Source organism: Nonomuraea sp. NPDC059023 (assembly GCF_042740095.1).
Taxonomy (GTDB): Bacteria; Actinomycetota; Actinomycetes; order Streptosporangiales; family Streptosporangiaceae; genus Nonomuraea.
In genome coordinates this window covers 47,846-72,233 of sequence record NZ_JBHYIO010000015.1, presented here as the reverse complement: position 1 = coordinate 72,233, position 24,388 = coordinate 47,846, and the positions used below count along the sequence as shown (strand labels likewise).

Here is a 24,388-nt window from a genome sequence, read left to right as displayed (position 1 = left end):
GCCCCGTTCGCAGGTGTCGCGACGGCAGGAGTCTCCTGGCTCCCGGATCGATGCTCACCCCGGCCTTCCCGCCCATCGCTGGACAGTGGCCTGTGGTGGGGTTCGCTTCCCGGTCACAGTGGCGGGACCGCGCCGGTTTCTCACCGGCTTCCTCCCATTGCCGTCGCCTAAGGGTGAGCCTACTGGCGTTACCATCCTCATCGTGTCCATAGCCGACTTTTCCGGACGTCTCCGCCCAGATGCCTGTCCGGGAGCGCTACAGACGCACGCCGCCGCGGACGGCCCGCTGGCCAGGATCCGCCTGCCCGGCGGTGCCATCACCCCAGCTCAGCTCCGTGAACTGGCCGCCTTCTGCACGAGCGGGATCGAGCTGACCTCGCGCGCCAACGTCCAGGTGCGCGCCGTGGAATCTCCGGCGATCTTCGCCGATCGGATGGCCGCTGTGGGCCTGCTGCCCTCGCCGACGCACGAGCGGGTGCGCAACATCGTCGCCTCGCCGCTCGGCGGGCGGCTGACCGGCTTCGCCACCCACCCCCTCGTCGAGGCCCTGGACCGCGCCCTGTGCGCCGACCCCGCCCTGGCCGAGCTGCCGGGCCGCTTCCTGTTCGCCCTGGACGACGGCACCGGTGACGTCGCCTCGCTGGGCGCCGACGTCACCCTGGTCGAGGACGGCATCCTGCTGGCCGGTACGCCCTTCGCGATCCCCGGCGCCGGGGTGGACACCCTCCTGGCCGCCGCGCGAGCCTTCCTGGCCGAGCGCGCGGACAGCGGCGCCTGGCGCATCGCCGAACTCCCCGACGGCCCCGCCCGCGTCGCCACCCACCTCACCGCAGCCCGCCTCACCGCCACCCGCCTCACCGCCATGCGCGTCCAGGCCGGCACCGCCGCGAGCGCGTCCCCGGTGCGGGCGCGCGGGGCCGGGGTGATCGCGCTGCCGGACGGCCGGGTGGCGGTCGAGGCCGTGGTCCCGCTCGGGCGGCTCACCGCGGCCCAGGCGCGCCTGCTCGCCACCCTCGATGTCCCGGTACGGCTCACGCCGTGGCGTACCGTCGTGCTCCTCGACCTCGCCGAAGAGCCCGACCTGACCGGATCCGGCCTGGTCACCGACCCGGACTCGCCCTGGACAGGGGTGAGCGCGTGCACCGGCAGCCCCGGCTGCGCCAAGTCCCTGGCCGACGTCCAGCACGACGCCGCCCAGTGGGTGGCCACCCGTGAGCGCCGCCCGGAACTGCCCGTCCACTGGGCGGGCTGCGAGCGCCGCTGCGGCCTGCCCAAGGGCCGGGTCATCGAGATGGTCGCGACCGGCGACGGATACCAAGAAAGGCAGAAGTGAGCGACTACATACGCGACGGCGCCGAGATCTACCGGCGGTCGTTCGCCACCATCCGCGCCGAGACGGACCTGTCCGGGCTCCCGGCCGACGTGGCCCAGGTGGCGGTGCGGATGATCCACTCGTGCGGGATGACCGACCTGGTCGGCGACCTCGGCTGGTCGCCGAACGTGGTCGGGGACGCGCGCACGGCGCTCGGGGCCGGGGCGCCGATCCTGTGCGACGCCATGATGGTGGCCTCCGGCGTGACCAGGAGCAGGCTGCCCGCCGGCAACGAGGTGATCTGCACCCTCGGCGCGCCCGGCGTGGCCGAGCTGGCCGAGAAGCTGGGCACCACGCGCAGCGCGGCGGCGCTGGAGTACTGGCTCGACCGGCTGGACGGTGCCGTCGTGGCGATCGGCAACGCGCCCACGGCACTGTTCCGGCTGCTGGAGATCGTCGCGGAGGGCGGGCCGAGACCGGCGGCGGTGCTGGGGATTCCCGTGGGGTTCATCGGCGCGGCCGAGTCCAAGCAGGCGCTGGCCGAGAGCGGGCTCGAGCACCTCGTGGTGCGCGGCAGGCGCGGCGGCAGCGCGATGACGGCGGCGGCGGTCAACGCCATCGCGAGCGAGGTGGAGTGATGGAACACAACGAGCGCGCGGCGGGCAGGGATCTGGCCGGGGACGGCGAGCGGGTGGCGGGTGCCGGGCGGCTTTTCGGGGTGGGGCTCGGACCCGGGGATCCGGAGCTGATCACGGTGAAGGCGGCCAGGCTGATCGGTGAGGCCGACGTCATCGCCTACCACGCCGCCCGGCACGGACGCAGCATCGCCCGCTCGATCGCCCTGCCGTACCTGCGGGAAGGGCAGATCGAAGAGCTGCTGCTCTACCCGCTGACCACGGAGACCACCGACCATCCGGGCGGCTACCAGGGCGCGCTGGACGACTTCTACGTCGAGTGCGCCGCCAGGCTCGCCGCACATCTCGACGCGGGGCGTACGGTCGTGGTGCTGAGCGAGGGCGACCCGCTCTTCTACGGCTCCTACATGCACATGCACAAGCGCCTGGCCCACCGCTACCCGACCGAGGTGGTGCCGGGCGTCACCTCGATCAGCGGGGCGTCGGCGGTGCTCGGCCGTCCGCTGGTCGAGCGGGACGAGACGCTGACCGTGCTGCCCGGCACCCTGCCCGGCGAGGTGCTGGCCGAGAAGCTGCGCGCCACCGACTCGGCGGCGGTGCTGAAGCTGGGCCGTACCTTCGAGAAGGTACGCGACGCGCTGGCCGAGGCAGGACGGCTGGACGACGCCTGGTACGTGGAACGCGCCACCATGGACGCCCAGCGGGTCGCGCCGCTGAAGGACGTGGATCCCGACGGCGTGCCGTACTTCTCGCTGGCGCTGCTGCCGAGCCCGGCCGAGCACACGTTCGTGCCGGAGAAGCCGGCCGGGCAGGGGCCGGGCGAGGTCGTCGTGGTCGGGCTCGGGCCCGCCGGGCGGCCGTGGCTCACGCCCGAGGCGCAGGAGGCGCTGGCCGCCGCCACCGACCTGGTCGGCTACGGCCCCTACGTGGACCGCGTCCAGCCGAACCCGCGCCAGCGCCGCCACCGCACCGACAACCGGGTCGAGGCCGAGCGGGCCAGGCACGCGCTGGAGATGGCGCGCGACGGCGCCCGGGTGGCGGTCGTCTCCTCCGGCGACCCGGGCGTGTTCGCGATGGCCAGCGCGGTGCTGGAGGCGGCCTCCGACTTCCCGGACGTGCCGGTGCGGGTGGTGCCGGGACTGACCGCAGCGCAGGCCGTGGCCGGGCGGGTGGGGGCGCCGCTGGGGCACGACTACTGCGTACTGTCCCTGTCGGACCTGCTCAAGCCGTGGGAGGTCGTGGCCGACCGGCTGCGCGCCGCGGCGCGGGCCGATCTGGTGCTGGCGTTGTACAACCCGGCCTCGCGCAGCCGTACCTGGCAGGTGGGCGCCGCGCGTGACCTGCTGCTGGAGCACCGCGCGCCCGGCACTCCGGTGGTGATCGGCCGTGACGTCGGCGGGCCGCGGGAGTCGATCACCGTCACCACGCTGGCCGCCCTCGACCCGGCCGACGTGGACATGCGCTGCCTGCTGATCATCGGCTCCTCGACCACCCGGGTGAGTGAGAGCGGCGCCGTCTACACCCCGCGCCGCTACCCGGCCTGAACCCAGGCCGCCGCCGCGCCCGCACTCTCCACCAGCCGCACCCCCGCGGGCGGCGGCGGCCGATCCACCATGATCACCGGGAGTCCGGTCTCCCGGGCCGCGACCAGCTTCGCGCTCGTCATGGCGCCGCCGCTGTCCTTGGTGACCAGCACGTGGAGACGGTACCCGCCGATGAGCGCGCGCTCACCCTCCACGGTGTACGGCCCGCGATCCAGCACCACGTGCGCGTTCGCGGGCACCGGCGGCTCGGGCGGATCCACCGACCTGGCCAGGAACCACATCGAGGTGAGCCCGGCGAACACCGGCAGACTCCGCCGCCCCGTCGTCAGGAACACCCGCCCGCCGGGAAACGCACGGCCCAGCTCCTCGGCCGCCGCGGCCAGGGAGGGCACCCGGCGCCACCGGTCGCCCGGCCCCTCGCGCCAGCCGGGACGGCGCAGCACCAGTAACGGCACCCCGGCCAGGGCGGCGGCCTCGGCGGCCGAGGCGCTCATCCGCTCGGCGAACGGGTGAGTGGCATCAACGAGCCTCTCGATCTTCTCGGCCACGATCCACCGAGCCAGCCCCTCAGCCCCTCCGAACCCGCCCTCGCGCACCTCACCCACCGGCAACCGCGGATTGGTGACCCGCCCGGCCAGCGACGACACCACCCGCATGCCGGAGGGCACCAGCTCGGCGGCCAACGCCCTGGCCTCGGCCGTACCCCCGAGGATCAGCACCCCACCCTCGCGCGAACCCGCGACGGGACGCGAAGGCAGACCCATGGACAGACCCGCAGACGGGTCCACGGCCGGGTCCACGGACGGACCCGTGGACGGACCCGCGGGTGGGTCCGTGGACGGATCTGTGGGCGGCGTCATGGGCGGGCTCGGGTGGCGCTGTACAGGTGGCTGTCGGGGAACTCCGAGGCCGACAGCACGCGGCCCACCACGATCACCGCCGTGCGCTTCACCCCGGCCTCGTGCACCCGGGCGGCGATGTCGGACAGGGTTCCGCGCAGGATCAGCTCGTCGTCCCTGCTGGCCCGCGCCACCACGGCCACCGGGCACCCGGCGCCGTAGGACGGCAGCAGTTCCTCGACCACCTGGTCGATGCGCTGCACGGCCAGGTGCAGCACCATCGTGGCGCCGCTCGCCCCCAGCGTGGCCAGGTCCTCGCCCGGCGGCATCGGCGTGGCGCGCCCGGACACGCGGGTCAGCACCACGGTCTGCCCGACGCCCGGCACGGTCAGCTCCCTGCCCAGCGACGCCGCGGCGGCGGCGAACGCGGGCACCCCCGGCACCACCTCGTACGGCACGCCGATCGCGTCGAGCCGCCTCATCTGCTCGGCCACGGCGCTGAACACCGACGGGTCACCCGAGTGCAGCCTGGCCACGTCGTGCCCGGCGGCGTGCGCGGCCGCGAACTCGGCGACGATCTGGTCGAGCGTCAGGTTCGCGGTGTCCACCAGCCGGGCCCCGGCCGGGCAGGACTCCAGCAGTTCCCGCGGCACCAGCGACCCGGCGTAGAGACACACCGGCGCCCGCTCGAGCACCCGCAGCCCGCGAACGGTGACCAGATCGGCCGCCCCCGGCCCGGCTCCGATGAAATAAACGGTCACGACGCATCCTCCTCGGGTTTCACGACCGACCACACGGTCACCGGCATCATCGGCCGCCACGCGGTGAACCCGCCCACGGGTCCGGCCCGTTGCACCGACAGCCGCACCAGGTCGCCGCCGCGTTCCGCCTGCCAGCGGACGGCGAGGGCCTCCGACTCCAGCGTGACCGCGTTCGCCACCAGCCGTCCGCCGGGGCGCAGCGCGGACCAGCACGTCTCCAGCATCCCGGGCGCCGTGAGCCCGCCGCCGACGAAGATCGCGTCCGGCTCGGGCAGCCCGGACAACCCGTCGGGCGCGCGGGCCTCGACGATCTCCAGGCCGGGTACGCCCAGAATCTCGGCGTTCCTGCGGATGGCGGCGGCTCTGGCGGGGTGGCTTTCGACGGCGCTGGCCGTACAGGAGGGGTGGGCGCGCATCCATTCGATGGCGATGCTGCCCGCTCCGGCGCCGACGTCCCAGAGGTGCTCGCCCGGCAGCGGGGCCAGCCGCGACAGGGTGACCGCGCGGACCTCGCGCTTGGTGAGCTGCCCGTCGTGCTCGAACGCGGTGTCGGGCAGGCCGGGTACGCGGGCCAGCGGCTCCAGGCCGGGATCGGGGCGGCAGGTGACGGCGATGACGTTCAGGGCGGAGCCGGGTTCGCCGGCCCAGGTGGCGGCGGTGCCGTTCAGGCTGGTCTCGGTGGTGGAGCCGAGGTCGGACAGGACCGTGAGCGTGCTGCGGCCGTAGCCGCGCGCGGTGAGCAGGGCGGCGACGTCGGCGGGGGAGGTGCGTCCCGGCCCGAGCACGGCCAGGCGCCGCCCCGGCGCGAACGCGGCGTTGAGCGCGGCCACGGGCCGGCCCACCAGGCTGATCACCTCGACGCCCTCGACCGGCCAGCCGAGCCGCGCGCACGCCAGCGACAACGAGGAGACGTGGGGGAGCACCGTGAGGCGTCCGGCGCCGAGCAGCCTGACCAGCGTCGAGCCGATCCCGAAGAACATCGGATCGCCGCTGGCCAGCACGCAGAGCACGCGGTCGCGGTACGACTCGACGAGGCCGCCGAGCGCGGGCAGCAGCGGCGAGGGCCAGGTGACGCGCTCGGCCCCGGACGGCGGCAGGGTGCCGAGCTGCCGGGCGCTTCCCATGATCACTTCGGCCCGTTCGAGTACGGCCCGCGAGCCGGGCGTCAGCCCCGCCCAGCCGTCCGCGCCGATGCCGACGACGGTGATCACACGTTGCCCAGGACGCGGGTGACGTGGATCTCGATGACCACGCGGGCCGGGTTGGCGCGCGGCGGCTTGTAGCGGGCGGTGTAGCGCCGCTCGGCTTCGGCGACCTGCTCGGGTTCGTCCCTGAGTACGGCCCGGCCTTCGAGCGTCGACCAGCGCCGCCCGTCCACCTGGCAGACGGCGACCCGGGCTCCCCGGGCGGCGTACCTGGCCTTCTGCGACGTCCCGGAGGTGATCACCCGGGCTATGCCTTCGGCGAGGTCGAGCGTGACCCCGACCGGGACCACGTGCGGGGTGCCGTCGGGCCGGACCGTGGTGAGCGTACAGAGGTGACGTTCTTCCCAGAATGCTGCAAAGCCGTCACCTTGCTCGAACAGGTTCACACGTCTCCTTCTGGCCGACCGGGGATATCGTAATCGCGCCCGACATCTCCTCCGAAGGCAGATTCTCTCCGGTGAAACGCATCCTCATCATCGGCATCGGCGCCGGTGACCCCGACCACCTCACGCTCCAGGGCGTCAAGGCCATCGCCGCGGCGCAGGTCTTCTTCGTCCTGGACAAGGGCGCGGCCAAGCACGACCTGGTCGATCTCCGGCAGCGGATGATCGAGGAGCATGGGCGGCAGCCGTACCGGATCGTGGAGGCGGAGGATCCGGAGCGGGACCGCACCACGCCCGCCTACACCGGCGCGGTCGAGGACTGGCGCTCGCGCCGGGCGGCCATCTACGAGCGGCTGATCGCCGAGGAACTGTCCGACGGGCAGACCGGGGCCTTCCTGGTGTGGGGCGATCCGGGCCTGTACGACAGCACGCTGGCCATCGTCGAGGAGATCCTCGCGGCGGGCCGGGTGGCCTTCGAGTACGCGGTGGTGCCCGGCATCACCAGCGTCTCCGCGCTGACCGCCACCCACCGCGCCAGCCTCACCCGCGTGGGACGTCCGGTCCAGATCACCACCGGCCGCCGCCTGGCGGCGGAGGGGCCGCCGGCCGACGACGTCCTGGTCATGCTCGACGCGCACTGCTCCTTCGGCGACCTGGGGGCGGACTGGCACATCTACTGGGGCGCCTACCTGGGCACGCCGGACGAGATCCGGGTCGAGGGGCCGGTGCCCGAGGTCGCCGGCGAGATCCGGCGGCTGCGCGCGGAGGCTCGCGAGAGCAAGGGCTGGATCATGGACACCTACCTGCTCCGCAGGTTGTAGCGCAGGACCGGCACGGCCGCGATCGCGAGCAGGAGGCCGCGCGGGGGAGGCGCCGCGCGGGCTGGCCTGGCGGGAGTTCGAGGGGTTTCACCGCTCGGCCCGTTCGGCGCCCCCGAGCCCGCGGAGAGGTCGGAGCCCGCGCTGGCGGTGGCCGCGGTGATCCTGGCCTTCTTCGAGGCGGACGCGTCAACCTTTGGGAGCGCTCCCGATATCGCCTAGGGTGGCGGCTGACCGATCTTTGTCGAGAAGGTGAGGCCTTCCGTGTTAAGGATCTGCGTGACCGTCGCCCTCGCGCTGGCGAGCGCCGGCTTCGGAGCAAGTTCCGCCTCGGCGTCCGCCGCCCCCGTCTACTACCTCGACAGCGCCGCGGTCGACGACTCCGGCGCCGGCACCTCGCCCGCCACGGCCTGGAAGACCCTGGCCAAGGCCTCCGCGGCCGACCTGCCCGCGGGCGCCAGGCTGCTGCTGCGCCGCGGCGGCTCCTGGACGGGCCAGCTGGCCGTCACCGAGTCGGGCACCGCCGCCGCCCCCATCGTGATCGACGCCTACGGCACCGGCGCCAGGCCCGTCGTGAAGGGCGACGGCGAGGCCTGCGTGGATCTCGCCGGCAACCACCTGGAGGTCTACAACCTCCAGGTGGGCGTGGACGGCGACGAAGGTCGCTGCGCCTGGGCGGGCGTCAAGGTGCGCGGCGATGACAACGTGGTCGAGCGCAACTACATCACCGGCGCCGCCGCGGGCGTCTTCATCGAAGAGGGTACGAAGTACGCGGCGGTGACCGCCAACGAGTTCGTCAACAACAACCACATGAGCAAGAACACACCGGTGCCGGACAACGACGACTCCGGCGCGTTCGCGATCCTCGTGCACGGCGACGACTCCAACATCGGCTGGAACACGATGAAGGGCTCGATCGCCCCCAGCCACGACTACGTGTGGGACGGCGCCGCCGTCGAGATCTTCTACGGCTCCCGCAACCGCGTCCACCACAACATCTCGGTCGACAACGACACCTTCACCGAACTCGGCACCTACAGCGACGACAAGGACGGCGTCTCCACCGGGAACGTCTTCGAGTACAACGCCATCTCCGGCGCCAAGGGCCGCGGCGGCCTGGTCACCCGCGGTCCCGTCCACGAGGACGGCCGCCCCGAGCCCAACGGCCCGGTCTTCGCCACCGCCTTCGACAACAACTCCATCCACCTGACCAACCCGGCGGCCGAGGGCGTGGTCTGCGACGCCGGCTGCACCAACCGGCACCTGTCGATGTCGCAGAACATCGTTTACGCGGCCAAGAAGAGCGCGTACTCCGAGTCCGGCTTCACCGACAACCACCGCAACGTCTTCTTCGGCGGCCAGTACCAGATGCCGCACAGCCCGGACAGCAAGTACGCCGACCCGCGCTTCGACCCCGCCCATCCGCTGCGCCTGCGCGCCGGCAGCCCGGCCATCGGCCTGGGCGCCACCAAGTTCGACGACCTCGACCTGGCCGGAGCCGCCGTGGGCAAGGACGGCGCCATCGAGGCCGGCGCCTACGAGTACTGAGCCACGGGATCACCCGAACGCGGTCTCGCCGGCCGGCTCGCGAGCCACCCCAGCGAGACCGCGCCGCCCGCCAGCACGACGGCGGCCACCACCAGGTAGGCGGCGCCGGTGCCGCTCGCCGCTGCGACCGTTCCCATGACCGCCACGCCGACGGCGCTGCCCAGCTCGCGGGCGGCGCTGTTGAGCCCCGAGCCGAGCCCGGCCCGCTCGGACGGCAGCGCCGCCATGATCTCGTGGGAGAGCACGGGCAGGCACAACCCCATGGCCGCGCCCATCACCACGAGCCCCGCCGCATAGACCGGGTACGGCATCGCCGCGTCGGCGAACGACAGCAGGACCAGCCCGGCCACGTTCCCGGCCAGCCCGGCGGCCACCGCGGGCAGCCGGGGCAGGCGGCCCGACATCCGCGAGAGCACGATCATCGGGACCGTCATCGGCAGGATCGCCAGCCCGGTCAGCAAGGGGGAGAAACCCTTGATCTCCTGGAGATAGCGGGCGTTGACGAAGAACAGGGCGAACATCCCGAAGAACGTCACCGCCACGCCCAGGGTGCCCGCGCGCAGCCCGGCGGCGCGAAACAGCCTCGGGTCGAGGAGCGGCTGGGCCGTACGGGTCTGGTGGATGGTGAACCAGGCGAGCAGCAGCAGCGCGCCGGCGAGGGCGGCGAGCACCCCCGGGCTGGTCCAGCCCGCCTCGGGGCCCTCGATGATGCCGCCGACGAGCGCGACGGAGGCGGCGGTCAGCAGCGCCGCGCCCAGCAGGTCGAGTGCGGCTTCGTGCCGGGTCACGCGGGGCGCCAGGCGGGCGGCGAGCACCGCGAGGACCGCGGCGACCGGCACCATCACCGCGAAGAGCGCCTGCCAGGGCAGAAACTGCATGATCAGCCCGCCGCCGACGTTGCCGGCCACTCCGGCGACGCCGGTGGCGGCGGTCCAGACGGCGACGGCGTGACCGCGTCGTTCCGGCGGGTAGGCGTGGACGGACAGGGCGAGTGAGGCGGGCATGATCATCGCGGCGCCCGCACCGCTGAGCGCGCGGGCGGCGATCAGGACGGCCACGTTCGGGGCGAGCGCGGCGGCCAGGCAACCGGTCGCGAACACGCCGAGCCCGGTCAGCAGCACGCCCTTGCGGCCGAAGCGGTCTCCCGCCGCGCCTGCGGGGATGAGCAGGCAGGCGAAGACCAGGACGTAGGAGTCGACGATCCAGACGAGCTGTGCCGGCGACGGGTGCAGGCCGCTCGCGGCGAGCGTGGGCAGGGCGAGGTTGACGGCGGCGACCAGGGCGATCGCCGCGACCACGGCGGCCGACATGACGGCGAGAACCGGGCCGGGCCTGGTGACGGGCATGGATGTCCCCTTGGCATGAGGTGGATGGATTCCGCGGACTCACCGTAGGGTGGAGTCCGGCTTAACCTCAAATGCAACTTTGACAGGGGATATATGCGTCAAACGCAACCGAGTCTCGACCTGCTGATCGCGCTCGACGTGCTGCTCGACGAGGGCAGCGTCTCCGGGGCCGCGCGGCGGCTGCACCTGTCCGAGCCGGCGATGAGCAGGACGCTCGGCCGGATCCGGGTGGCGATGGGCGATCCGATCCTGGTCAGGTCGGGTCAGCGGATGGTGCCGACGCCGCGGGCGCTGGCCGTGCGGGCGGAGGTGCGCGCGGTCGTGGAGGCGGCGCGGCGGGTGTTCACGCCGCCGGGCGAGCCGGATCCGGCGACGCTGGTACGCGACTTCGTGGTGCGGGCCTCCGACGCGGTGATCCAGGCCGCGGCCGCGCCCCTGCTGACCGAACTGGCCGTCACGGCGCCGGGGGTACGGCTGCGCTTCATCCCCGAGGGGCCGGGCGACCAGCGTGTGCTGCGCGAGGGCCTGGCCGACCTGGAGGTCACCGTCATCACCGACCCGGAGCCGGAGACCCTGGTCGAGCCGCTGGTCCGCGACCGTCCCGTGGGGGTGGTGCGGGCCGGGCACCCGCTGCTGGACGGCCCGGTCACACCGGAGCGCTACGCCGCCGCCGAGCACGTCATCGCCTCGCGCAGAGGGCGTACCCGCGGCCCGATCGACGACGCGCTGGCCGCCGTGGGTCTCTCCCGCCGGGTGCGGGGGACGGTCCCGACGTTCATCGCCTCCCTTCTCCTGACGCGGGAGACCGACCTGGTCGGCATGGCGGGCGAGTGGCAGGTCAGGTCGGCGGTGGAACTCCTGGGCCTGGTGACCTTCCCGATCCCGGTGGACCTGCCCCCGATCGAGCTCTCGCAGGCCTGGCATCCCCGCCACGACGCCGACCCGGCGCACGCCTGGCTGCGCGCCCGCATGCGGGCCGTCTTCAGCCCTCCTGGCTGATCCACGCGGGGTCGGCGGCGAGCTTCTCCGCGATGCGGTCGTGGAAGCTCCGGCGCTCCAGCGCCCGTTCGATGTCCAGGACCACCTGCCCGAGCGGGTAGGGGATCTCGGACTCGAGCTCGGCCAGGGCGCTCTCGGTGGCGCGCCACTCGGCCATCAGCCGGTCGATCATGCCGGTGGCGCGTTCGGTCAGCATGACCTGCTTGCTGCGGGCGTCGGCGCCGGTGACGGTCTCGACCAGCCCCGCCCGCCGCATGGCGGCGACCTTCTGGCTGAGCGCTGAGTGCGTGCGCCGCACGGCCTCGGCCAGTTCCTTGATGGTCATCGGCCCCCGCAGATGCAGCTTGATCAGCTCCATCACGTAGCTGGGCTTGAGCCCGTCGATGCGCGCCTCGGTGTAGAGGCGGGCGATGTCCTCGTCCATGCGGGCCTGGAGGAGACGGAGGGCCCGCCAATGGCTGATCTCGGTGGGGTCCTGGGTCACGGGGCCACATTATTGGCCAGCGTCTCGGCCACCCGGAGAAAAGCCTCGCGGTCGCCGGGGGACAGGGCCGCGAGCAGGTGTTCCTCGCCCTCCTGGATGTCGGCCCGCGCCGCCCGCCGCCGGCGCCGGCCCTCGTCGGTGATCGCCAGGAGCCGGGCCCTGCGGTCGCCGGGATCCGGCTCACGGGTGATCAGCCCGGCCTCCTGGAGCCGGTCGAGGGTCCCGATGATGCGCGTCTTGTCCGCGCCGACCGCCTCCGCGAGCGCGGCCTGGGTACGCACCGGCCCGTCGTCCAGCGCGCTGAGCACCACATAGGCCCACATGGAGATCCCATGCGGCTCCAGCACCCGGATCTCCGCGGCGATCAGGGCCTTCACCAGCGGATGGAGCATCGCGGCGAGGTCGCGGCGTTCGGTCACCCCGCCACGATATCGATTGACTTACGATAAGCCCATGCAGATGATAGGCACATGCTTATCGAAATGGACGCCCGCGCCGTCCGGACGGGCGTCGCGCTCGTGGACCAGGTACGCGCGGCCGACCTCGCCAGGCCGACCCCGTGCGCCGGATGGACCCTGCGAGACCTGCTCACGCACATGACCGCCCAGCACTACGGCTTCGCCGCCGCCTCCAGAGGCGAGGAAGGGCTCGACGGGTGGCGGCTCCGCGACCTGGGCGAGGACCCGGCCGGCGCCTACCGCGCGGCGGCGGGACACGTGCTGGCCGCCTTCGCCGGCGACGTCGTGGCCGAGTTCCCGCTGCCGGAGCTGGGCGTGGTCGTGCCCGCGGAGCGGGCGATCGGCTTCCACTTCATCGACTACGTCGTCCACGCCTGGGACGTGGCCAGGGCGCTGGGCGTGGCCGTGGAGTTCGATGCCGATCTGCTCGACGCCGCGCTCCCCGTGGCCGCGGCCGTACCCGGAGGTCAGGCCCGTACGGCTCCCGGCGCCGCCTTCGCCCCGGAGGTAGCGTGGCCCGGGGGTACACGGCTGGACCGGATCGTCGCGATGCTGGGCCGTTCCCCTGTCTGGCCGGACTAAGGAGAGATCATGAGTGTTCGTCTTGAGTACAGCGACCGCCTGGCGCGGGTCGAATACGCCTACGCCTCGGTGGCCGACGCCCCGGTGCGCAACATCTGGGTGGCCGGCGCCTGCCCCCTCGACCGCGACGGCGCGACGGTGGCGGTGGGCGACGTGGCCGGGCAGGCCGACCAGGTGATGCGCAACCTGGTGATCTCCCTGGAGGAGGTGGGCGCCAAGCTGACCGACATCACCAAGACCACCGTGTACATCGCTTCCACCAGGCAGGCCGACCTGGTCGCCGCGTGGAAGGTCTACCGCGAGTACATGGGCGGCCACGAGGCCCCCAGCACCCTGCTCGGCGTGGCCGCGCTCGGCTACGCCGACCAGCTCGTCGAGGTGGAGGCGGTGGCCGTCCTCCCGCTCTAGTCCAGCAGCCGGTCCAGGTAGCGGTCCACGATCGTCTCCACCGCCCGCGGGCTGTAGTGGCCGATCAGAGCCGGGTGCACCAGCCCCTGGGCCATGGCGAACAACGCGCTCGCCTCCTGCTCCGCGTCCAGGTCGGGGCGCAGGGCTCTGATCACGCTCGCGTAGAACCCCAGCACGAACGGCAGGCCGTTGCGCAGCACCTCGGCCAGGTCGTCCACAACGACCGACCTGGCCAGGTACGCCATCCCGATCCGCGCCTCGGTCCGCCGGGCGTCGTCCAGCGGCAGGAGCTCCAGAATTCCGGCCCGCAGGATCTCCCTGGGCGAGCCGCTCACCTCGCCGATCCGCTCGGTGATGCGCAGGTGCAGATGGTCCATGGCCAGCAGCAGCATCTCGTCCTTGGTCGTGAAGTAGTGCTGCACCAGCCCCATGCTGACCCCGGCCTCGGCGGCGACCTCGCGCAGGCTGACGCCGTCGATGCCGTGGGTGTCGATGAGCCGGTGCACCGCTTCGGCGATCTGGCGGCGCCGTAGCTCGTGGTCGACGACTTTGGGCATCTTGACTCCTTTGCCATGCGACTGCATTGTAAAAAGCATGCGCGTTGTGATCATAGGAGTGGGCACGAGGGGTGACGTAGCCCCCTACACAGGGCTGGGGGCGCGGATCCGCGCGGCGGGCCACGAGGTGGCGATCGCCGCCCACGCACCCTATTCAAGCCTGGTCACCGACGCGGGGCTGGACTTCCGCGCGATACCGGGCGACCCGTCGGCGCTGCTCGGCACCATGAACTGGGCCGCCTTCGCCGCATACGCCAGGCAGGTGACCGACGGCATCGTGGACGTCGCCACGGCCGGCGCGGACCTGCTGCTCCTCGGCGTCTCCGCGTCCGCCGGGTACCACGTGGCCGAGGCCATGGGCATCCCGAGCATGGGCGTACACCTGCAGCCGGTGGAGCCGACCGGCGACTTCCCGCCGGTCATGGGCGCCTCCCGCCGTTCGCTGGGCAGGTGGGGCAACCGCGCGGCGGCCCGCCTCATGTTCGCCGGGCCCTCACCGGCGCACTCCGGTTCGGCCAAGGAGCTGCGCGCCCGGCTGGGGCTGGCGCCGATGAGCTCGCGGGCGGTCTACCGGCGGCGCGAGTCGAGCCGCTGGCCGGTCTTCCACGGCTACAGCCCGAGCGTCCTGCCCCGCCCGGCGGACTGGCGCCCCGGGCTGGAGGTGCCGGGCTACTGGTGGCCGGCGCCCCGGCCCGCGTGGACGCCGCCGGGCGACCTGGCCGGCTTTCTCGACGCCGGGCCGCCGCCGGTGTTCGTCGGCTCGGGCAGTCATGGCGGCGCCGCGGCCGAGCGCTTCACCGAACTGGCCCTGGCCGCGCTGCGCCTGGCCGGGCTGCGCGGAGTCGTGCAGACCGGCGTGACGGGGCCGCTCGGCGACGACGTGCTCGGCGTGGGAGAAGTGCCGCACGAGTGGCTGTTCCCGCGCATGGCGGCGGTGGTGCACCACGCGGGCGCCGGGACCACCGCGGCCGGGCTGCGGGCGGGGGTTCCCGCGGTGACGATGCCGGTCTGGGGCGACCAGCCGCTCTGGGCGGGGCGGCTGTGGCGGCTGGGGGTGGCCCCGGCTCCGCTCACCGGGCGGATCACCGCCGGACGGCTGGCTTCTGCGGTGGCCGAGGCGGTGGCCGGCCGTACCCGGGCGGAGGAAATCGCGGGCCGGATCGCGGCCGAGGACGGTGCCGCGCCCGTGGTAGAGGCCGTGGAACGCGCTTGCATAACGTCCTTATAAGGACCCCTTTGGGATGGAAAGGCCGGTACAGCAAACGTTAATTTGACAGCACCCCCCGAAAAGGAGTGCATATGTCGAGTCAACGCTCCGCACTCGTCACCGCCACGATCGTGGCTCTCTGCTTAGCGGGCCCGGTTACCGCCGCCCACGCAGATCCCCCGTCCGCCGCCCCCGAGCAGGCACCCCCGGCCATGGTCGACGCCATGGAGCGAGACCTCGGTCTCACCGAACAGCAGGTGCACACCCGCCTCGCCAACGAGCAGCGCGCCGCCGCCGCGGAAGCGAAGCTCTCCACCCAGCTCGGCGCCTCCTACGCCGGCTCCTGGCTGAACGCCGACGCCTCCAAGCTCAACGTCGCCACGACCGACAAGGCCGCCACCGCGTCGATCGAAGCGCAGGGCGCTCAGCCCGTCGTCGTCTCACGTACGCTTGCCCAGCTCACCGCCGTCAAGGACCAGCTTGACGCGGCCGCCGACAAGGGCTCGGGCGCGCTGTGGTACGTCGACGTGACCACCAACACCGTCGCCGTCCAGGCCGCCACGCAGGAAGCCGGGGAGGCCCTCGTGGCCGCCGCGGGCGTGGACAGGACCGCCGTGCAGATCTCGGTCACGACCGAGAACCCCCAGCCGTTCATCGACATCATCGGCGGCGCCCCCTACTACATCGGCTCCAGCCGGTGCAGCGTGGGCTTCTCCGTCACCCAGGGCACGACCCCCGGCTTCGTGACCGCCGGTCACTGCGGCCGCGTCGGTTCGCGCACCACCAACCCGACGGGCACGTTCCGCGGCTCGTCCTTCCCCGGCAACGACTACGCGTGGGTCGCGGCTCCCGGCAACACGGTCCGTCCGTGGGTGCGCGGCTCCGGTGGCCAGAACGTCATCGTCCGCGGCTCGACCCAGGCCTCCGTCGGAGCCTCGATCTGCCGCTCCGGTTCCACCACCGGTTGGCGCTGCGGCACCATCCAGCAGCACAACGCCACGGTGCGCTACCCACAGGGCACCGTCAACGGCCTGACCCGCACCAGCGCGTGCGCGCAGCCCGGTGACTCCGGTGGCTCGTTCATCTCCGGCAGCCAGGCCCAGGGCGTCACCTCCGGCGGTTCTGGCAACTGCTCCAGCGGAGGAACGACCTATCACCAGCCGGTCAACGAGATCCTCGGGGCCTACAGCTTGAGGCTCGTAGTCGGCTGAACCCAGACCCGGGTGGATTCCCCCGCCTGACCCGGGTCCCACGGCGTGCCCGGCGCGATTCGCGCCGGGCACGCTCATGTCCGGGCCGCGTGCCTCGCGAACTCCCACGGGTCGTGCGCGGAGATCACCTCCACGCCGTGCTGGTGCCGCAGTACGCGCAGCCGTTCCCGGTTGGCCAGGCGCAGGTCGGCGTCCACCTGCGAGGAGTTCTGCAGGATGTCCATGAGCGGGTGGACCTCGGGCTCCTTCTCATCCAGCTCGCGGTGGTAGAAGTAGGCGTCGCCGGCGTGCAGCAGCCAGGCGGTGCCGTTCCGCACCGCGACCCCCGCGTGCCCGCGCGTGTGCCCGCCCAGCGGGACCAGCAGAAACTCGGGCGGCAGCCCGGTCAGGGGCACGGCGCCCGCCATGCCGTACCAGCTCTCTCCGGAGGGGTGGTAGGTCTCCCAGAGCGGGCCGTGCGCCCAGTGGCCGGGCCGGTAGCGGCGGCTGGGCGCCTCGGCAAGCGCCGCCTCCAGTTCGGCCGCCATCACGTGGACCCGTGCCCGCGGGAAGTCGGGCAGGCCGCCGCTGTGGTCCACGTCCAGGTGGGTGAGCACGATGTGCCGCACGTCGGCCGGGTCGTACCCCAGCGCGGCGACCTGCCGCACGGCCGTCTCCGCCGGTCGAAGGGCGGGCTCGACGGCCTGGGTCCATTCGGGGTCGAGCAGTTCGCCGGGACTGGCCACGTCGTCCTGCCCGAGCCCGGCCTCGACCAGCACGAGCCCGGAGGCAGGGGTCTCCACCAGCAGGGCGTGGCAGACGGCCGCGGCGGCCGGCAGGGAGTCGTCGGTGGCGTCGATGGTCCGCATGGAAGCGAGATTGAGGTGATGAACTCTCATGCCGGATAGGCTCCTACTTGAACCGCGCTTCAAGTCAAGGAGTCAGATGGAACTCGACATCGGCGAAGTGGCGCGCCGCTCCGGGCTGGCCCCGTCGGCGCTGCGCTTCTACGAGCGCAAGGGCCTCATCGCCGCCGACGGCCGCAACGGCCTGCGCCGCTCCTATCACCCCGGCATCCTTGACCGGCTCGCGCTCATCACCTGCGCCCGCGACGCCGGATTCACGCTCGCCGAGATCGCCCGCTTCCTGAGCGCCCGCCCCGGCGACGAGGCCCTGCGCGCCCACCTCGCCGCCAAGGAGCGCGAGGTGGACGAGCGCGTCGAGCAGCTCACCCGCCTGCGCGACAGCCTGCGCCACGCCGCCGTCTGCGACCACGACCCGCTCGTGGAGTGCCCGGAATTCAAGCAGGCGGTACGGCGCGCCCGCAGGTGAAGATGGGGACATGGACGACACCACGGCCGAAGAGCTCCTGGCCGCCGCGCGCGCCGGTGACGACGACGCCTTCGGCAAGCTGGTCGGCCCGCTGCGCGACGAGCTGCGCGCCCACTGCTACCGCATGCTGGGCTCGCTCCACGACGCCGAGGACGCGGTGCAGGAGGCGCTCGACCGGGCCTGGCGGGCCCTGCCCCGCTTCGAGGACCGGGGCGGCGTCCGGCCCTGGCTGTACAAGATCGCCACGAACCGGTCGCTCACGCTGATCGAGCGCCGCGGGCGCCGCGAGCTGCCGACCGATCTGAGCCCGGACGGCGCGCCGCTGGCGGAGAAGGCGTGGCTGGAGCCGTACCCCGACCGGCTGATGACCTGGACCGCCGAGCTCGGGCCCGAGGCCAGGGCGCTGGCCCGCGAGAGCGTGGAGCTGGCGTTCGTGGCGGCCCTGCAGCACCTGTCGCCCCTGCAGCGGGCGGTGCTCCTGCTGCGCGACGTGCTCGGCTACGCCGCGCGCGAGGCCGCCGACCAGCTCGGCACCACGGTCGCGGCGGTCAACAGCGCCCTGCAGCGGGCCAGGAAGGTCCTGGCCGGGCTCCTGCCCGAGACCAGCCAGCGCCAGACGCTCGACACGCTGGGCGAGGCCACGCAGCGGGAGCTGGCCCAGCGCTACATGGCCGCCTGGGAGGCCCGCGACGTCGCCTCGATCGTGGCCATGCTCACCGACGACGCCAAGTACTCCATGCCGCCGCTGACCGTCTGGTACCAGGGTCACGCCGGCATCCGCGGCTTCCTGGAGGACGGCCCGCTGACCTACCGCTGGCGCATCCTGCCCGCCCACGCCAACGGCCAGATCACCTTCGCCACCTACATGTGGGACACCGGACGCGACGCCTACGTCCCCACCGGCCTCGACCTGCTCCGCCTGCGCGGCGCGCGGATCGCCGAGGTCGTCTCCTTCCTTCAGGCCGACTTCTCCGAGTACGGCCTGCCGACCTCGCTGCCCCGCGATGAGTTCTCGCCACCACCCGGGTTGTAGTCCCGAAGGCACCAACCGAAGGGACCGACCATGAAGACCGACGAGCGGCGGATCCGCACCCTGATCGAGAACTGGGCCGAGGCGGTGCACCGCGGCGACCTGGAAGGCGTGCTCGCCGACCACGCCAAGGACATCGTGATGTACGACGTGCCGCCGCCCCACCAGGGCGTACGCGGCATCGACGCCTACCGCGAGACCTGGCCGCCCTTCTTCGAGTGGCAGGCGTCGGGGGCGGTGTTCGAGATCGAGTCGCTGGAGGTCACGGCGGGCGACGACGTGGCCTTCGCCCACGCGCTGCTGCGCTGCGGCACCGAGCGGGAGTTCGCCGCGGACCCGGACAACCGGCTGCGGCTCACGATCGGCCTGCGCAAGGAGGACGGCCGCTGGGTCGTCACCCACGAGCACCACTCCTTCCCGCTCACCGTGCCCGCCGACGCCGAGCGGGAGATCCGCGAACTGCACGAGACCTGGTCGCGCCAGACCGCCGCCGGCGACCTCGACGGCATGATGGCGACCATCGCCGGCGACGTGGTCTCCTACGAGCACGAGACGCCGCTGGAGTACCGAGGCGTCGAGGCCGTGCGGGAGGTCTGCGCGCGCGGCCTGGAGACCCCGGGCGTCACCCTGGACAACCCCGGCCTGACGGTGCTGACCGGGGACGACCTCGCGGTGGCCTGGTGCGTCAACGTCGTACGCGGCGCGGGCTTCGAGACCTGGTCACGCGCGACGCGGATCTTCCGGCGCAGGGACGGCCGCTGGCTGATGGTCCACCAGCACCTGTCCTACCCGCAGGATCTGGAGACCGGCCAGGCCCGCACCGACCTGCGGCCCCAGATCTAGCCGAGGTTCTTGGCGTCCACCCGGTGCCCGGCCCGCTCCAGGACGTCCACGGCCTCCCGGACGCGGTGCTCGGGCACCAGGACCAGGTCCGCGTGGAAGGTCGAGGCCACGAACACCGGGATCGACGCCTCGGCCAGCGGGCTCACGACCGCCGCCAGCATGCCGGGGGTGTCCAGGCCGTGGGCGGTGGCGCCGCCGTACAGGCCGATCCAGCGCTCGCCGGAACCGGTCGGCCAGGTTTCGCGCACCACGGTCAGGCCCTCGGGAGCGCGCACCAGCGCGATCCACTCGTCGTCCTCGGGGAAGGTCGCGTGGGGCAGGTGCTCCACCGCGAACACGGACGGCACGACGCCCAGGCGCTGGGCAGTGGGTGAGCTCATGAGGATCACCCTAGGGCTCCTGGGCGGGAGGCGGCTTTCCGAAATAGCCTGGTAACTGACACAATCGACGTGCTCATGCCGACCATGGACGGGCTGACGATGTTTCAGAAGATCCGCAGCCGCTCGGCCCCGCCCGAGCCGGCGGCCGCTCCCCAGCCGCCGCAGCCCCAGCCCCCGGTACGGCCCCGCCCCGCCACCCAGGTCATCCGGGCCGGCAAGCTCGTCCTCGACATGGGCGAGCACGCCGCCTACGTCACCGGACACCGCCTCGACCTGCCGTTCGTCGAGTTCAAGCTCCTCGCCCAGCTCGCCGCCCACCAGGGCGTGCCCCAGTCGATGGGACGGCTGCTGATGGCCGGATGGGGCACCGGCGACGTGCCCGGCGGCCGGGACATGGTGAAGTCGGCCGTCTACCGCCTGCGCTCCCGGCTGAGCCAGGCCGACCTGAACACCACCTACATCCGCACGCTGCGCGGCATCGGCTACGTGATGCCGGTCCAGCCCAGATACCTATACCGCGACTGATTCCCGCCCGGGTCGCCGTCCGTAGGGTCGGAGGCATGGGTTTCAAGTCTTCTGTCTTCATCGGCGTCAGCGTCGACGGCTTCATCGCCCGGCTCGACGGCGACCTCCAATGGCTGCTCAGCAGGGGTGAGGCGACCGGCGAGTACGGCTACGACGACTTCATCGCCGACATCGACACGATCGTGATGGGCCGCGGCACCTACGAGGCTGGTCTCGGGTTCGGCGAGGAGAACTGGCCGTACACCGGGCTGAACGTCGCGGTGCTCAGCACCGGTCTGCAGAGCGACGATCCGCGGATCACGATCTACCGGAGCCTGGACGAGGTGGTCGAGGGTCTCAACGCGCGGGGCGTCAAGTCCGCGTACATCGACGGCGGCCAGGTCATCCAGTCGTTCCTGCGCGCGGGGCTCATCGACGAGCTGACGATCAGCACGGTGCCGGTGCTGATCGGCACCGGCATCCCGCTGTTCGGGCCGCTGGAGGCCGACATCTCGCTGCGGCACCTGTCGACGAGGACGTGGAACGCGGGGATGGTCCAGACGACCTACGCGGTCGAGCGGACGGCCTTGAACACGCCGTAGAGGACCTCGAGGCCGCCGACCACCATGAGGACGACGCCGACCTTCGACGGGGTGAAGACCACGATCTCGACGTCCAGCCCCCACAACCACAGCGCCAGTCCGGCGGCGAACGTGACCAGGCCGGTGATGAGGGTCTTGCGGGCGGATGTCATGTCAACCTCTTCTGTTCCCAGCAAACGACTGTCTGGACAGAACGGTAGTGACCAGGACACCGTGCATCTTCCTGCGGGCTGACGATTCCGGACTACATCTTTCTGCTCATGCCGGACAGGGCCATGGTGATCGTCCTGGCCGCGAAGTCGTGGTCCAGGGGGCCGGTGCGCTGCAGCCATCGGCTGAGCAGCGGCCCCCACAGCAGGTCGACGGCGGCGTCGAGGTCGAGCTCGCGGTCGAGCCGGCCGGCGTCCTGGGCCGCGCGCAGGCGGCGGCGCTTGAGCTCGCGCACCGGCCCGTCGACGCGCTCGGCGTAGATCGCGGCGAGACCGGCGTCGTGCGCGATCTCGCCGATGAGCGCCCGCATGACGCCGTCGAGCCGGGGGTCGCGGAACTCCTCGACGGTCGCGAACAGGATCGTGCGCAGGTCGGCTTCCAGGTCGCCGGTGTCGGGCAGGTCGCCGGCCGGCCCGCCCATGGTCATCAGCAAAGCGTCGAGGAGCACCGCTCCCTTGGACGGCCACCAGCGGTAGATGGTCTGCTTGCCCACCCCGGCCCGGGAAGCGATGCCCTCGACGCTCAGCTTGCTATAGCCGATCTCGCCCACGAGGTCGAAGGCAGCCGTGAGAATGGCCTGCCTGGAGGCCTCGTTGCGGCGGGTCACGAGATCGACGTTATCAGAGACGAGACGGTCCGTCTCTGTTGATTATCTCCCTTGCAAGGCCTTGACGTTGTCGCCGAACGTCCAGTTCTTGGAGCCGTCCCAGTTGATGGACCAGGTCATCAGGCCCTTGAGCTGACCGCTGAAGCTGTTCCAGCTCTGGGAGACGAGCGAGGGCGACATGTAGCCGCCACCGGCGCCGGGCTGCGCGGGCAGTCCCGGAACCTGCTTGTCGTACGGCACGCGGATCGTCGTCCCCTGGATGACCAGGCCGTTGTTCAGGCACGTCGTCTGGGCGACGAAGCCCTGGACGGTCCCGGCCGAGTAGGAGTCGCCGGCGCAGCCGTACATGCTGCCGTTGTAGTACTGCATGTTCAGCCACCACAGGCGGCCGTTGTCGGCGTACTTCTTGATGATCGGCAGGTAGGCGCCCCAGATCGAGCCGTAGGTGACGCTGCCGCCGGTCACGTACGCGGTCTCCGGCGCCATGGTCAGGCCGAAGTTCGACGGCATCTGGGCGAGCACGCCGTCGATGATGCGGATGAGGTTCGACTGCGAGGCCGACAGCGTGTTGATGTTGCCGCTGCCGGTCAGGCCGGTCTCGATGTCGATGTCGATGCCGTCGAAGTTGTAGCGCTTGAGGATCGGCACGACGGTCGCGACGAACCGGTCGGCGACGGTGCTGGAGCTGAGGTCGATGCCGGCGGCGGCGCCGCCGATGGACATCAGGATGGTCGCGCCCGCCGCCTTGGCCTGGCACATCTCGGCCGGGGTGGAGACCTTGACGGTCACGTCCATGCCGTCCTCCCACAGCACGGTGCCGTCGGAGCGGATGACGGGGAAGGCGGCGTTGATCACGTTGTAGCCGTGCGCCTTCATGCGCGGGTCGGTGATCGGGGTCCAGCCGAAGGGCGGGTGCACGCCGTTGATCGCGCCGTCCCAGTTCTCCCAGTAGCCCTGCAGGACCTTGCCGGTGGGCCGCGACTTCACCGGGCAGGTGGTGTCGGTGGGCGTCGGCGTGGGCGTCACGGTGGGGGAGATGGTCGGGGTCGGGGAGACGGTCGGGGTGGGGCTGATCGTGGGCGTCGGGGTGATGGTCGGGGTCGGGGTCGGGCCGCCGGGGCCGTCGAAGCTGACGTCGTCGGCGTAGTAGGTGCCCTGGCCGTACCAGCCGTGCAGGTAGACCTCGGCCGTGTTCTGGTTCGCGCCGGTCGTGAAGGAGACCGACAACTGCGTGTAGGTGGTGGAGGAGGCCCAGCGGGCGCTGCCTCCGGTCACGCCGAGGTAGACGTAGCTGCCGCGTACCCAGGCGGTCAGCGTGTACGCGGTGCTCGGCCGTACGCTCACCGACTGGGTGCACTTGGCGTTGTCGGATCCGCTCGCGGCGCCCGCCAGCGCCTGCGAGCCGGAGTGCACGGGGGTCGTGACCGCCGACCCGAGGCCGCCGGTACACGACCAGGGGGACACGGCTCCTGACTCGAAGCCCGGGTTCACGAGGAGGTTGGCTGCTTGGGCCGAGGTCTGGACGACCAGGACGCCGGCCAGCGCCAGGAGTAAGGATGCGGCCAGCACGAGGAGGCGCGACGATGCTCGCCTCATTGACGTTCGCTTCATTGGCGGACAACCCTTCTGCCGCTTCTGTGCGCGGCAGGTCACAGGACATGACGGAAAAACAGGGTTGCGAGGCTGGGGGCTCGCGCCGGGTTAACCCGAATTATCGAGATAAATCACCGCGATGTCTACGACGAGGATCATCCGGAACCTCGACGACTTTCCTCGGAGGAAAGTAGATGGTACTTTCCTGTCAGGAAAGTAGTCCGACGAACGGGGATGCCATGAACGAGTACGACGCCCGATCCGCCCTCGACGACATCCGGCGCGGCGAGGACTCCACGCGCCGGGAGATCGCCCGCCAGGCCACCGCCCGGCCCTACGTCTTCCTCGCCGCGCTCGGCCTCTTCGCCGCCCTGGCCGGCACCGACCTCCCCGGGCCCTGGCACCTCGTCGCCCTCGCCCTCGGCCTGGGGCTCTACGCGGCGACGGGCATCGTGCGGGAGCACCGGGCCACCGCGCGCAGGAAGCCGACCGGCCTCGACTACCTGCTGCACGCCGGGTGGATCGCCGCCCTCTTCGTGCTCTTCGCCATCGGGCGCATCGCCGCGTTCTTCCTGTTCGGGATCCCGGCCGAAGGGCTGTTGTCGCAGGCCACCGTGGGCGCCGCCGTCGTCGCCGTGGTCTACCTGGCCACCACGCCCCTGCTCCGCCGTGCCATCCTTGCGATCATGAGGAGGAACGGCTGATGGACCCGGAGTTCGACGACTTCCTGCACGTGCCCGCGAGGCTCTCGGTCCTGGCGCTGCTCGCCCCGGCCGAATGGGTGGACTTCGCCTTCCTCCGCGACACGGTCGGCACCAGCGACTCGGCCCTGTCCAAGCAGGTGTCCGCGCTGGCCGGAGCCGGATACGTCGAGGTCCGCAAGGGCCAGGAGAGCCGAGCCAGGCGCACCCACATACGGCTCACGCCACAGGGCCGTCAGGCCTTCCAGCGCCACGCCGCCGCCCTCCAGCGCATCGTGGCCGCCGCGCAGACGCAGGCAGGGGCGTGACC

30 protein-coding genes and 1 riboswitch are annotated in these 24,388 nt (G+C 72.2%); of the genes, 17 read left to right on the top strand and 13 right to left on the bottom strand.

Annotation, left to right across the window (positions count from 1 at the left end; translation table 11 throughout):
- Positions 1–5 precede the first annotated feature (5 nt).
- A riboswitch (cobalamin riboswitch) is annotated at positions 6–211 on the bottom strand.
- From ACFWYW_RS25350 to ACFWYW_RS25340, 3 genes are all read left to right on the top strand, one after another.
- Entirely contained in the window at positions 203–1,333 is a 1,131-nt protein-coding gene (locus ACFWYW_RS25350; protein ID WP_379611777.1) for a precorrin-3B synthase, read from the top strand. Its footprint overlaps the riboswitch before it by 9 nt.
- Positions 1,330–1,950 (top strand): precorrin-8X methylmutase, encoded by a 621-nt coding sequence (locus tag ACFWYW_RS25345; protein WP_379611775.1) that lies wholly within the window; start codon positions 1,330–1,332, stop codon positions 1,948–1,950. Before ACFWYW_RS25350 ends, ACFWYW_RS25345 begins: the two co-directional genes overlap by 4 nt.
- Positions 1,950–3,491: a precorrin-2 C(20)-methyltransferase gene (locus ACFWYW_RS25340; protein ID WP_379611774.1), complete on the top strand. Its 1,542-nt coding sequence runs from the start codon at positions 1,950–1,952 to the stop codon at positions 3,489–3,491. Before ACFWYW_RS25345 ends, ACFWYW_RS25340 begins: the two co-directional genes overlap by 1 nt.
- Here ACFWYW_RS25340 and ACFWYW_RS25335 read toward each other — a convergent pair.
- The 4 genes from ACFWYW_RS25335 to ACFWYW_RS25320 all read right to left on the bottom strand — a co-directional run bounded on the left by ACFWYW_RS25335 (position 3,479) and on the right by ACFWYW_RS25320 (position 6,682).
- Entirely contained in the window at positions 3,479–4,255 is a 777-nt protein-coding gene (locus tag ACFWYW_RS25335; RefSeq protein ID WP_379611773.1) for a cobalt-precorrin-6A reductase, read from the bottom strand. The genes ACFWYW_RS25340 and ACFWYW_RS25335 overlap by 13 nt on opposite strands.
- A 92-nt stretch (positions 4,256–4,347) precedes the next feature.
- Positions 4,348–5,091 (bottom strand): precorrin-4 C(11)-methyltransferase, encoded by a 744-nt coding sequence (gene cobM, locus ACFWYW_RS25330; RefSeq protein WP_379611772.1) that lies wholly within the window; start codon positions 5,089–5,091, stop codon positions 4,348–4,350.
- The gene (cbiE, locus tag ACFWYW_RS25325; RefSeq protein WP_379611771.1) at positions 5,088–6,302 is read right to left on the bottom strand and encodes a precorrin-6y C5,15-methyltransferase (decarboxylating) subunit CbiE; all 1,215 of its coding nucleotides are present in this window, start codon (positions 6,300–6,302) and stop codon (positions 5,088–5,090) included. Before cbiE ends, cobM begins: the two co-directional genes overlap by 4 nt.
- On the bottom strand, positions 6,299–6,682 hold the full coding sequence (locus tag ACFWYW_RS25320) for a PPOX class F420-dependent oxidoreductase (RefSeq protein WP_379611770.1): 384 nt from the start codon (positions 6,680–6,682) through the stop codon (positions 6,299–6,301). Before ACFWYW_RS25320 ends, cbiE begins: the two co-directional genes overlap by 4 nt.
- Before the next feature lie 71 nt (positions 6,683–6,753).
- Here ACFWYW_RS25320 and cobF point away from each other — a divergent pair, with 71 nt between their 5' ends.
- Together cobF and ACFWYW_RS25310 are read left to right on the top strand one after the other, a co-directional pair.
- Positions 6,754–7,500: a precorrin-6A synthase (deacetylating) gene (cobF, locus tag ACFWYW_RS25315; protein ID WP_379611769.1), complete on the top strand. Its 747-nt coding sequence runs from the start codon at positions 6,754–6,756 to the stop codon at positions 7,498–7,500.
- A gap of 276 nt (positions 7,501–7,776) precedes the next feature.
- Positions 7,777–9,045, top strand: coding sequence for a right-handed parallel beta-helix repeat-containing protein (locus tag ACFWYW_RS25310; protein ID WP_379611768.1), 1,269 nt, complete (start codon positions 7,777–7,779; stop codon positions 9,043–9,045).
- Here ACFWYW_RS25310 and ACFWYW_RS25305 read toward each other — a convergent pair.
- A complete protein-coding gene (locus ACFWYW_RS25305) occupies positions 9,033–10,391 on the bottom strand; it encodes an MFS transporter (RefSeq protein WP_379611767.1) in 1,359 nt (452 codons plus the stop codon). The genes ACFWYW_RS25310 and ACFWYW_RS25305 overlap by 13 nt on opposite strands.
- Positions 10,392–10,484: 93 nt before the next feature.
- Between ACFWYW_RS25305 and ACFWYW_RS25300 the strand changes: the two genes are divergently transcribed.
- On the top strand, positions 10,485–11,390 hold the full coding sequence (locus tag ACFWYW_RS25300; RefSeq protein WP_379611766.1) for a LysR family transcriptional regulator: 906 nt from the start codon (positions 10,485–10,487) through the stop codon (positions 11,388–11,390).
- Here ACFWYW_RS25300 and ACFWYW_RS25295 read toward each other — a convergent pair.
- On the bottom strand, positions 11,374–11,874 hold the full coding sequence (locus ACFWYW_RS25295; protein ID WP_379611764.1) for a MarR family winged helix-turn-helix transcriptional regulator: 501 nt from the start codon (positions 11,872–11,874) through the stop codon (positions 11,374–11,376). The genes ACFWYW_RS25300 and ACFWYW_RS25295 overlap by 17 nt on opposite strands.
- A complete protein-coding gene (locus tag ACFWYW_RS25290; RefSeq protein WP_379611763.1) occupies positions 11,871–12,293 on the bottom strand; it encodes a MarR family winged helix-turn-helix transcriptional regulator in 423 nt (140 codons plus the stop codon). Before ACFWYW_RS25290 ends, ACFWYW_RS25295 begins: the two co-directional genes overlap by 4 nt.
- 51 nt (positions 12,294–12,344) lie before the next feature.
- Between ACFWYW_RS25290 and ACFWYW_RS25285 the strand changes: the two genes are divergently transcribed.
- Together ACFWYW_RS25285 and ACFWYW_RS25280 are read left to right on the top strand one after the other, a co-directional pair.
- Complete coding sequence (locus ACFWYW_RS25285) at positions 12,345–12,914, top strand: TIGR03086 family metal-binding protein (protein WP_379611762.1); 570 nt, start codon at positions 12,345–12,347, stop codon at positions 12,912–12,914.
- Positions 12,915–12,923: 9 nt separating this feature from the next.
- A complete protein-coding gene (locus tag ACFWYW_RS25280) occupies positions 12,924–13,322 on the top strand; it encodes a RidA family protein (protein WP_379611761.1) in 399 nt (132 codons plus the stop codon).
- On the opposite strand, the gene ACFWYW_RS25275 is transcribed toward ACFWYW_RS25280, so the two are convergent.
- The gene (locus tag ACFWYW_RS25275; protein WP_379611759.1) at positions 13,319–13,879 is read right to left on the bottom strand and encodes a TetR/AcrR family transcriptional regulator; all 561 of its coding nucleotides are present in this window, start codon (positions 13,877–13,879) and stop codon (positions 13,319–13,321) included. The genes ACFWYW_RS25280 and ACFWYW_RS25275 overlap by 4 nt on opposite strands.
- 37 nt (positions 13,880–13,916) lie before the next feature.
- On the opposite strand from ACFWYW_RS25275, the gene ACFWYW_RS25270 reads away from it, so the two are divergent.
- On the top strand, positions 13,917–15,107 hold the full coding sequence (locus ACFWYW_RS25270) for a glycosyltransferase (RefSeq protein ID WP_379611758.1): 1,191 nt from the start codon (positions 13,917–13,919) through the stop codon (positions 15,105–15,107).
- 71 nt (positions 15,108–15,178) lie between these two features.
- Complete coding sequence (locus ACFWYW_RS25265) at positions 15,179–16,297, top strand: S1 family peptidase (RefSeq protein ID WP_379611757.1); 1,119 nt, start codon at positions 15,179–15,181, stop codon at positions 16,295–16,297.
- Positions 16,298–16,371: 74 nt separating this feature from the next.
- Here ACFWYW_RS25265 and ACFWYW_RS25260 read toward each other — a convergent pair whose 3' ends face one another.
- Complete coding sequence (locus tag ACFWYW_RS25260; protein ID WP_379611756.1) at positions 16,372–17,145, bottom strand: MBL fold metallo-hydrolase; 774 nt, start codon at positions 17,143–17,145, stop codon at positions 16,372–16,374.
- Between the two features lie 76 nt (positions 17,146–17,221).
- Between ACFWYW_RS25260 and ACFWYW_RS25255 the strand changes: the two genes are divergently transcribed.
- Genes ACFWYW_RS25255 through ACFWYW_RS25245 form a run of 3 tightly spaced genes read left to right on the top strand, consistent with a single transcriptional unit; the run spans position 17,222 to position 19,481 of the window.
- The gene (locus ACFWYW_RS25255; RefSeq protein WP_379611755.1) at positions 17,222–17,608 is read left to right on the top strand and encodes a MerR family transcriptional regulator; all 387 of its coding nucleotides are present in this window, start codon (positions 17,222–17,224) and stop codon (positions 17,606–17,608) included.
- A gap of 10 nt (positions 17,609–17,618) precedes the next feature.
- Positions 17,619–18,641: a sigma-70 family RNA polymerase sigma factor gene (locus tag ACFWYW_RS25250; protein ID WP_379611754.1), complete on the top strand. Its 1,023-nt coding sequence runs from the start codon at positions 17,619–17,621 to the stop codon at positions 18,639–18,641.
- A gap of 30 nt (positions 18,642–18,671) precedes the next feature.
- Complete coding sequence (locus tag ACFWYW_RS25245; protein WP_379611752.1) at positions 18,672–19,481, top strand: YybH family protein; 810 nt, start codon at positions 18,672–18,674, stop codon at positions 19,479–19,481.
- On the opposite strand, the gene ACFWYW_RS25240 is transcribed toward ACFWYW_RS25245, so the two are convergent.
- Positions 19,478–19,861, bottom strand: a complete 384-nt coding sequence (locus tag ACFWYW_RS25240) for an ACT domain-containing protein (protein WP_379611751.1) — start codon at positions 19,859–19,861, stop codon at positions 19,478–19,480. The two genes, ACFWYW_RS25245 and ACFWYW_RS25240, sit on opposite strands and share 4 nt — an antisense overlap.
- A gap of 75 nt (positions 19,862–19,936) precedes the next feature.
- Between ACFWYW_RS25240 and ACFWYW_RS25235 the strand changes: the two genes are divergently transcribed.
- Both ACFWYW_RS25235 and ACFWYW_RS25230 read left to right on the top strand, forming a co-directional pair.
- On the top strand, positions 19,937–20,386 hold the full coding sequence (locus tag ACFWYW_RS25235) for a winged helix-turn-helix domain-containing protein (protein WP_379611750.1): 450 nt from the start codon (positions 19,937–19,939) through the stop codon (positions 20,384–20,386).
- Positions 20,387–20,421: 35 nt separating this feature from the next.
- Positions 20,422–20,967: a dihydrofolate reductase family protein gene (locus ACFWYW_RS25230; protein ID WP_379611748.1), complete on the top strand. Its 546-nt coding sequence runs from the start codon at positions 20,422–20,424 to the stop codon at positions 20,965–20,967.
- Here the strand turns inward: ACFWYW_RS25230 and ACFWYW_RS25225 are convergent.
- The 3 genes from ACFWYW_RS25225 to ACFWYW_RS25215 all read right to left on the bottom strand — a co-directional run bounded on the left by ACFWYW_RS25225 (position 20,931) and on the right by ACFWYW_RS25215 (position 23,380).
- Entirely contained in the window at positions 20,931–21,119 is a 189-nt protein-coding gene (locus ACFWYW_RS25225; protein ID WP_379611747.1) for a DUF5708 family protein, read from the bottom strand. The genes ACFWYW_RS25230 and ACFWYW_RS25225 overlap by 37 nt on opposite strands.
- A 92-nt stretch (positions 21,120–21,211) precedes the next feature.
- The gene (locus ACFWYW_RS25220; protein WP_379611746.1) at positions 21,212–21,784 is read right to left on the bottom strand and encodes a TetR/AcrR family transcriptional regulator; all 573 of its coding nucleotides are present in this window, start codon (positions 21,782–21,784) and stop codon (positions 21,212–21,214) included.
- Positions 21,785–21,826: 42 nt separating this feature from the next.
- Positions 21,827–23,380 carry a glycosyl hydrolase family 18 protein gene (locus ACFWYW_RS25215; protein ID WP_379611745.1) on the bottom strand — a complete coding sequence of 518 codons (1,554 nt, stop codon included), beginning with the start codon at positions 23,378–23,380 and terminating at the stop codon, positions 21,827–21,829.
- A 236-nt stretch (positions 23,381–23,616) separates the two neighbouring features.
- On the opposite strand from ACFWYW_RS25215, the gene ACFWYW_RS25210 reads away from it, so the two are divergent.
- Positions 23,617–24,081 (top strand): hypothetical protein, encoded by a 465-nt coding sequence (locus ACFWYW_RS25210; protein WP_379611744.1) that lies wholly within the window; start codon positions 23,617–23,619, stop codon positions 24,079–24,081.
- Complete coding sequence (locus ACFWYW_RS25205; RefSeq protein ID WP_379611742.1) at positions 24,081–24,386, top strand: winged helix-turn-helix domain-containing protein; 306 nt, start codon at positions 24,081–24,083, stop codon at positions 24,384–24,386. Before ACFWYW_RS25210 ends, ACFWYW_RS25205 begins: the two co-directional genes overlap by 1 nt.
- The last annotated feature ends 2 nt before the right edge of the window (positions 24,387–24,388 follow it).

Bases quoted from the DNA above. Each gene is read 5' to 3' on its own strand.
- ACFWYW_RS25340 (WP_379611774.1), top strand. From the start codon at position 1,950: ATGGAACACAACGAGCGCGCGGCGGGCAGGGATCTGGCCGGGGACGGC.
- ACFWYW_RS25335 (WP_379611773.1), bottom strand. From the start codon at position 4,255: ATGGGTCTGCCTTCGCGTCCCGTCGCGGGTTCGCGCGAGGGTGGGGTG.
- ACFWYW_RS25305 (WP_379611767.1), bottom strand. From the start codon at position 10,391: ATGCCCGTCACCAGGCCCGGCCCGGTTCTCGCCGTCATGTCGGCCGCC.
- ACFWYW_RS25300 (WP_379611766.1), top strand. From the start codon at position 10,485: ATGCGTCAAACGCAACCGAGTCTCGACCTGCTGATCGCGCTCGACGTG.
- ACFWYW_RS25285 (WP_379611762.1), top strand. From the start codon at position 12,345: ATGCTTATCGAAATGGACGCCCGCGCCGTCCGGACGGGCGTCGCGCTC.
- ACFWYW_RS25280 (WP_379611761.1), top strand. From the start codon at position 12,924: ATGAGTGTTCGTCTTGAGTACAGCGACCGCCTGGCGCGGGTCGAATAC.
- ACFWYW_RS25275 (WP_379611759.1), bottom strand. From the start codon at position 13,879: ATGCCCAAAGTCGTCGACCACGAGCTACGGCGCCGCCAGATCGCCGAA.
- ACFWYW_RS25270 (WP_379611758.1), top strand. From the start codon at position 13,917: ATGCGCGTTGTGATCATAGGAGTGGGCACGAGGGGTGACGTAGCCCCC.
- ACFWYW_RS25265 (WP_379611757.1), top strand. From the start codon at position 15,179: ATGTCGAGTCAACGCTCCGCACTCGTCACCGCCACGATCGTGGCTCTC.
- ACFWYW_RS25260 (WP_379611756.1), bottom strand. From the start codon at position 17,145: ATGCGGACCATCGACGCCACCGACGACTCCCTGCCGGCCGCCGCGGCC.
- ACFWYW_RS25255 (WP_379611755.1), top strand. From the start codon at position 17,222: ATGGAACTCGACATCGGCGAAGTGGCGCGCCGCTCCGGGCTGGCCCCG.
- ACFWYW_RS25250 (WP_379611754.1), top strand. From the start codon at position 17,619: ATGGACGACACCACGGCCGAAGAGCTCCTGGCCGCCGCGCGCGCCGGT.
- ACFWYW_RS25245 (WP_379611752.1), top strand. From the start codon at position 18,672: ATGAAGACCGACGAGCGGCGGATCCGCACCCTGATCGAGAACTGGGCC.
- ACFWYW_RS25240 (WP_379611751.1), bottom strand. From the start codon at position 19,861: ATGAGCTCACCCACTGCCCAGCGCCTGGGCGTCGTGCCGTCCGTGTTC.
- ACFWYW_RS25235 (WP_379611750.1), top strand. From the start codon at position 19,937: ATGCCGACCATGGACGGGCTGACGATGTTTCAGAAGATCCGCAGCCGC.
- ACFWYW_RS25230 (WP_379611748.1), top strand. From the start codon at position 20,422: ATGGGTTTCAAGTCTTCTGTCTTCATCGGCGTCAGCGTCGACGGCTTC.
- ACFWYW_RS25225 (WP_379611747.1), bottom strand. From the start codon at position 21,119: ATGACATCCGCCCGCAAGACCCTCATCACCGGCCTGGTCACGTTCGCC.
- ACFWYW_RS25215 (WP_379611745.1), bottom strand. From the start codon at position 23,380: ATGAGGCGAGCATCGTCGCGCCTCCTCGTGCTGGCCGCATCCTTACTC.
- ACFWYW_RS25210 (WP_379611744.1), top strand. From the start codon at position 23,617: ATGAACGAGTACGACGCCCGATCCGCCCTCGACGACATCCGGCGCGGC.
- ACFWYW_RS25205 (WP_379611742.1), top strand. From the start codon at position 24,081: ATGGACCCGGAGTTCGACGACTTCCTGCACGTGCCCGCGAGGCTCTCG.